The sequence below is a fragment of the Lonsdalea britannica genome (genome assembly GCF_946477055.1).
GTDB lineage: Bacteria > Pseudomonadota > Gammaproteobacteria > Enterobacterales > Enterobacteriaceae > Lonsdalea > Lonsdalea britannica_A.
Genome location: NZ_CAMKXG010000212.1, coordinates 1 through 6,193 on the forward strand (window position 1 = coordinate 1; position 6,193 = coordinate 6,193).

General features: G+C 50.3%; 6 protein-coding genes. 2 read left to right on the plus strand and 4 right to left on the minus strand.

What is annotated here, in order from left to right:
- Window positions 1-33: 33 nt before the first annotated feature.
- Both Q7O77_RS13305 and Q7O77_RS13310 read right to left on the minus strand, forming a co-directional pair.
- On the minus strand, window positions 34-327 hold the full coding sequence (locus Q7O77_RS13305) for a DUF1778 domain-containing protein (protein WP_304168142.1): 294 nt from the start codon (window positions 325-327) through the stop codon (window positions 34-36).
- A 762-nt stretch (window positions 328-1,089) separates the two neighbouring features.
- Entirely contained in the window at window positions 1,090-1,986 is an 897-nt protein-coding gene (locus tag Q7O77_RS13310; RefSeq protein ID WP_304168152.1) for a LysR substrate-binding domain-containing protein, read from the minus strand.
- 110 nt (window positions 1,987-2,096) lie between these two features.
- Here Q7O77_RS13310 and Q7O77_RS13315 point away from each other — a divergent pair, with 110 nt between their 5' ends.
- Complete coding sequence (locus tag Q7O77_RS13315; RefSeq protein ID WP_304168145.1) at window positions 2,097-2,849, plus strand: SDR family NAD(P)-dependent oxidoreductase; 753 nt, start codon at window positions 2,097-2,099, stop codon at window positions 2,847-2,849.
- Window positions 2,850-3,133: 284 nt separating this feature from the next.
- The gene (locus tag Q7O77_RS13320) at window positions 3,134-3,976 is read left to right on the plus strand and encodes an alpha/beta fold hydrolase (RefSeq protein ID WP_304168154.1); all 843 of its coding nucleotides are present in this window, start codon (window positions 3,134-3,136) and stop codon (window positions 3,974-3,976) included.
- Window positions 3,977-4,444: 468 nt separating this feature from the next.
- Here Q7O77_RS13320 and Q7O77_RS13325 read toward each other — a convergent pair whose 3' ends face one another.
- Complete coding sequence (locus tag Q7O77_RS13325; protein WP_304168148.1) at window positions 4,445-5,572, minus strand: isochorismate synthase MenF; 1,128 nt, start codon at window positions 5,570-5,572, stop codon at window positions 4,445-4,447.
- Between the two features lie 111 nt (window positions 5,573-5,683).
- On the minus strand, window positions 5,684-5,980 hold the full coding sequence (locus tag Q7O77_RS13330; RefSeq protein ID WP_304168149.1) for an isochorismate lyase: 297 nt from the start codon (window positions 5,978-5,980) through the stop codon (window positions 5,684-5,686).
- Window positions 5,981-6,193: the final 213 nt, after the last annotated feature.

The window sequence follows — 6,193 nt, forward strand, 5'->3', positions numbered from 1 at the left end:
AATGTTCGGCGCGGAGTGGCTCAGGGGCGGAAATCATTTTTTCTGTTCCCACGGTGCAGGCGTTTGCATGGTTTTACGCAGCGCAGCATTCGGCGTAGGAGCCTGATCCAGGCGAGCGAGAAATTCCTGATAAGCATCGGGATCTGCCATGATGATGCGCTGATCGATCAACGCTTCCTCTGCGGCGGCGCGAGCAGCTTCGAGGACAAACTCAGTGCGATTTTTTCCTTTGGCCTTCGCTGCACGATCGATCAGATCGCGTTCAGCAGGCTTGATGCGTAAATTCAATGTTTCGCGTTTAACAGAAACGCTGTTCGTCACTGGCATGATGTTATCCTCTGGCCTACTCTCTGGATATTAATCATACAGCAAGCGTAACGCTAATGTCATTACGATTTATCGCCATCAATGGGGAACCGAACCAAAAGAACGAACCGGGCATTCCTTTATCGTATGTGACCCATCATCTTGATCTCTCTATGAAAATACAGGTCAACCTACGGGTCTTGACAAGCTGAGAGATTAAAATTCATGCTAAATTTCAATTTGATAGTTAGCTGAATGATCCCGAGTCCGGCACCACTCTTCGTAGCCAGTTCGTTAAGGGTTAAGATCCTTAACGAGCATGAGAATTGTCCCCAGCATGATGTTGGTAGTTTTCTTACCGCGCCATTGTTGAATATGGGACTTTAAGTCTGGAAAATGTTCGTGCATCCTCCAGACTTAAAGTCCATAAAAACCCACCAATGTATTCACCTTCAGAAACGTTTTCTGTCAATGTTTTATAAAGATTCCCTCCCCTTTTTTCCTCACATATAATCGAAACTGAGTTATTGCCTGATATTTAACCCAAGAATTATCTTAAGCGGTTAAGCGGCGTTCATCTCCTCAAGCACACTCCTTTACCTCCAAGAATCGAACAATGTAAAACTCTTAATTACCCAACTTTAATTCTGATTTGAGCGTTATTTAATTTAGCACCGCCCTGTAATAAGCCCATTTTGTTATTTCACAGGTATGCATAATCTGTTATCGATTAAGGTATTCGACCACCAGATACTTCCTCAACTAAGTTTATATCGTTGACGTCTATATCAAGGCGTTCTTTGAAAATGCCGATGCCAAAGTGTCGATCAGCTTTCTTACTGCTGGTGGCAGTCCGCGGCGTGTTGTGAAGACCAAATGTACTAGTCCTTGTTGGCCGCGCCATGCTGGCAAAACGCGCACGAGTTTCCCGCTTCGGATGGCCTGTTTACAGGTATGGTCAGGAAGAAGTGCGATGCCCAGTCCGGCTATTGCGGCATCCACCACGGCCAGAAAATCTCCGCACCCCATGCGCGGAAGATGGCGGATGTCATGAGATTGACCGTCGTCAGTCTCTAGATGCCACTCCACCTCGTCTGTTGCCTCACTCGTAGAGAGCGTCGGAGCTGATTTCAGGTCTTCAATATCGCGGATTTCACTGGCGATATGAGGTGCCGCTACCAGGATTTTGGAAGATTCCCCCAAAGAGCGCATGGTGAGCGACGCGTCACTGTCTAATTTGACACGTACGCGAAGCGCGACATCGATGCGCTCTTCTATAAGGTCAACGGCCCGATCCTGTGCCAGAAGCTGCAATCTGACCTTGGGATACCGCCCCATAAAATCTATGAGTATCGGGGAGATGAGTTCAACGAGTCCCGTGGGGCAGCTCATGCGGACAATCCCATGTGGCTCAGATTGCGCCTCCGCGATCAGTGCCTGTGCCTGCCCTGCCTCGTTCAGCATCGACCGACAGCGCTCATAGAATGCCTGGCCGACATCTGTGACGCGAAACCTGCGGCTAGACCGCTCGATTAGACGGACACCTAAGCGCGCTTCGAGTCCTGAAACGCGACGGCTGAGTTTGGATTTTGGTTCGCCTAAAGCCCGCCCAGCAGCAGTGAAGCCCCCGTGCCACACCACTTCCGCATAGTATCGCAGATCGTTCAGATCAATTTTCATCATCGTTCCTCATTTGGAACGATAAGTAACACATTTGCTGTCTTCTCGCATTATCGTTCTATTGCCATACTGTTTTTGACCAATCAACCAACCTAGACAGGATAAAGACAATGGACAATAAATTCGAAAATAAAGTCGTCGTCATAACCGGTGGTACAAGCGGTATCGGTCTTGCTACCGCAAAAGCGTTCTCGGCTGAAGGCGCTTCGGTCTTCATCACAGGCCGGCGTCAGGACGCCCTTAACATTGCCATTAAGGTCATCGGTGGCCGCGTAACGGGTGTACAGGGCGACATGAGCAAACTCTCCGACATCGATCGCCTCTATGAGGCCGTACAACAGAAGCATTCGCAGATAGATGTTCTCTTCGCAAACGCTGGCGGCGGTGAGTTCGCGCCCTTGGGCAGCATTACCGAAGAGCACTACCAGCGCACTTTTGACACCAACGTGAAGGGCGTCCTCTTCACCGTGCAGAAAGCCCTTCCACTACTCAAAAATGGCGGTTCGATCGTTCTAACAGCATCGACTACGAGCATATCCGGCACGCCGGCGCTAAGCGTCTATTCCGCAACGAAGGCTGCCGTTCGCAACTTCGCTCGCAACTGGATCCTTGACCTCAAGGATCGCAAAATCCGCGTCAATGCTGTCAGCCCTGGCGTTACCGAGACAGCCGGTCTTAATGAACTCTTTGGGGGCGGTGAGCAGGCTGACGGGACGAAGAACCACCTTGCAGGCCTCATTCCAGCTGGCCGTATTGGTCAGCCAGAAGAGATCGCAAAGGCGGTGCTCTTCCTCGCCTCAGATGAAGCCAGCTTCATAAACGGCGTGGAATTATTCGTCGACGGCGGCCAGGTCCAAATCTAATAACACGCAGGGACTGACCTAATCATCGCAGATGGGGGGAGGATTATCATAATCTACCTGCTTTTCGACAAGCTCCCCCTCGAGCTGGCAAAGTAAACCCGCCGACCATCCGAGTGATTTCTTAAGCAGCCAGACGGCTCGGAAGAAAACCAATGTCCGAAGAATATTTTTCGCTGATGAGGCGTGGCGTTTTGTTCTCGGGAGCCGTTGCCGCCGCCAGTATCGCGATTCCAACCGCAATTGCGTTTGCCGTAAACGCAGCATCGAATGAAGGGTATATGACCATGGCTAAAATTATGACCAAAGACGGTGTTGAAATCTTTTACAAGGATTGGGGGCCAAAGGATGCTCAGCCGATCGTATTCCACCACGGCTGGCCGCTGTCGTCAGACGACTGGGATGCGCAGATGCTGTTTTTTCTCTCTGAGGGTTATCGCGTTGTCGCTCATGATCGTCGTGGTCATGGCCGTTCAGCCCAGGTGGCAGACGGTCACGACATGGATCACTATGCAGCCGACGCCTTTGCCGTTGTAGAGCATCTTGACCTGAAAAACGCTGTCCATATCGGCCATTCCACTGGTGGCGGCGAAGTTGCCCGTTACGTCGCGAAGTACGGCCAGAAGGCCGGTCGTGTTGCCAAAGCTGTTCTCATCTCTGCCGTCCCGCCTCTGATGGTTAAAACCCATGCGAACCCGGAAGGCCTGCCCATTGAGGTGTTCGATGGTTTCCGTTCCGCACTCGCCGCCAACCGCGCGCAGTTCTTCCGCGATGTTCCTGCTGGCCCATTCTATGGCTTCAATCGTGACGGGGCCAAGGTACAGGAAGGAGTGATCCAGAATTGGTGGCGTCAGGGCATGATGGGCAGCGCAAAGGCACACTACGATGGCATCAAGGCGTTTTCCGAGACCGACCAGACGGAAGATCTGAAGGCAATCACCGTTCCGACGCTCGTCCTGCATGGTGAAGATGACCAAATCGTTCCAATCGCAGATTCTGCCCTGAAGTCGGCCAGGCTTCTTAAGAACAGCACGCTGAAGACTTATCCTGACTTATCGCATGGCATGCTCACCGTGAATGCCGATGTCCTGAACGCCGACCTGCTCGCGTTTGTGAAGGGCGAATTTTGAACCTGTAACAGGGCTAACAAGGTTACGCCTTGTTAGCCGTCTTAATTCGTCTTGATTATCTTTCTCTATGTTTTCTCAATCGTGTTCAGAGACGCATCGAAGCTCAATATTTAATCGGTGTTGCGCCCCGCAACACTGTTTATTTTTATGCCTACCGACATCCCCCATAATAACCGCCGACTCTTTAGAGGGCACTCAATCATCTTTTAAAAAAGATATTTTTCGCCGCAGTGCCAGGAACACTAACCGGGCTTCTGACCACGACATTGTGAGGACTCATGCTATGGCTGACACCGATAGTAACGCGGGATCGTCTTATCCATCGCTGCCGGATTATAAGAACCATTACTCCGCCATGAGTGCCGAGCTGGCTCATTTGAATTTTTCACACACTCGCTTTTTTCGTACCGTTGCCAAATTGATGACAGCAAGTCTCCCTGCCTAAGAGACTTGCTGAACCAGATGTGTTTATTGACCAAGGGCGCACAGCATGGTGCGCATCTTGGATTCAATTTCCAGCCATTCTGAGGCCGGGTCGGAATCAGCGACGATACCGGCGCCGGCGAAAAGCTGAATGTTTCGCTGCTGGCTGGTGCCGCAGCGAATGGTTACCACCCATTCGCCATTTCCTTCGTCGTCGCTCCAACCTACGATGCCGCCGAAAACGCCGCGGTCAAAAGGCTCCAGTTCGCGAATCAAGCGAAAGGCTTTTTCCTTTGGCACGCCGCACAACGCGGGGGTCGGATGTAAGAGGCAGGCCAATGACAACGACTGACTATTGTCGGTTTTCAACTGCCCCTCTATCGGGCTAGCCAAATGCCAAAGGTTGGGCGTCTGCAATAGTTCGGGTTGTTGGGGAATCTTGAGAGAAGAGCAATAGTCCCCCAGGATATGACGAATTTCATCTATGACTAGTTGATGTTCGTGACGATCCTTACTCGATGCCAGCAGCCGAGCATGGTTATCTTCATCCTCCTGTTCATTCGCGCCACGCCGGGCGGTGCCTGCGAGCGGCGTCGTCCAGATTGAGCGCGCCTCCTGCCGCAGCAGTAATTCGGGGCTGGCGCCAAACAAATAACGGTTTGCCGCCATAGGAAGATGAAAGTAGTAACCGCTCGGATTTTGCTCAGCGAGCGTCGCCAGCAAAACGACGGTATCCAGCGGCTCCTCAACCTGTAATGACTGCATGTCCGATAAGACGATTTTTTGTAATTCTCCCTGGCGTATGGCGTGTACTGCGCTTGTCACCATCGCGAGGAAATCCTCTCGTTCCGAGTGACGTTGTCGAGCGACGACGCGCAGCGGCGTTTGCGTTGCTGTACTCAGCTTTTGTTTGAATGCTTCACGTGACAAAAAATGGCAGGCTTGAGGAATATGCAACGATGATGGCTGACTCACATCAAAAGGAATGGCGCCGACCACGATGGGATGAGTAATGCCAGCAAGACGCGCCTGTTCAAATGCCTGCGCCACATCTTGGCACAGAGCGTCCGGATCGGAAGCGGGCCCGGTTAGCGTTTTAAAAACGCCTTCGGTATAAAGGCTGCGAAATGTGGATGAAAAAAAGAAACTGCCATGATGGAAGGGGATTTCCATATTTTCCTCCTTTTTGTCCTAGAGCCCAGAAATAAATCTGGTGACTATTTCGGCATATCCATTTGTTTTTTGCAGTTTGGGAAATATTTATGTTGTTAAATCTCGAAGAATTCAATTCTTCGTCCGCCAATATTTAATTTGCTCGCTAATAAATTGATGGATGATGTTCTTAAACAGCGAGGCAATGAATTCCTCATCAATATGATGTTCTCTCGCCCAGCGGCGGCGTTCATCCAGCATGCTTTCTACGCGATCCGGCGCTGAAATACTGGCTTCGTCGGCCTTGAAGCGGCTGGCCGAATAGACGTAATCCAAGCGCTGCAGAAAGAGAGTGAATATCTGCTTATCAATGGAATCAATACCATCTCGAACATCCTGTAAGTTGCGGCAATCTTTTGGGTCAAGCATAAATGCACCGTCCTTTAATCAACGACTGTTGGTGAGAATCAACAGGCGGCTATGATTGATGTGATCGATGAAAATAACTTTGTGGGCTAACCTAAGGGAAAAGACGAATATTCTCGTCTGGAAAAGATTATTCCTGGAAACGATTTCGAGTAAATATAATATTTTTTATGTGTAAATATATTTTTTTATGTTCAGATTGATATCTTTATAATA

Bases quoted from the DNA above. Each gene is read 5' to 3' on its own strand.
- Q7O77_RS13330 (WP_304168149.1), bottom strand. From the start codon at position 5,980: ATGCTTGACCCAAAAGATTGCCGCAACTTACAGGATGTTCGAGATGGT.
- Q7O77_RS13315 (WP_304168145.1), top strand. From the start codon at position 2,097: ATGGACAATAAATTCGAAAATAAAGTCGTCGTCATAACCGGTGGTACA.
- Q7O77_RS13320 (WP_304168154.1), top strand. From the start codon at position 3,134: ATGGCTAAAATTATGACCAAAGACGGTGTTGAAATCTTTTACAAGGAT.
- Q7O77_RS13325 (WP_304168148.1), bottom strand. From the start codon at position 5,572: ATGGAAATCCCCTTCCATCATGGCAGTTTCTTTTTTTCATCCACATTT.
- Q7O77_RS13310 (WP_304168152.1), bottom strand. From the start codon at position 1,986: ATGAAAATTGATCTGAACGATCTGCGATACTATGCGGAAGTGGTGTGG.
- Q7O77_RS13305 (WP_304168142.1), bottom strand. From the start codon at position 327: ATGCCAGTGACGAACAGCGTTTCTGTTAAACGCGAAACATTGAATTTA.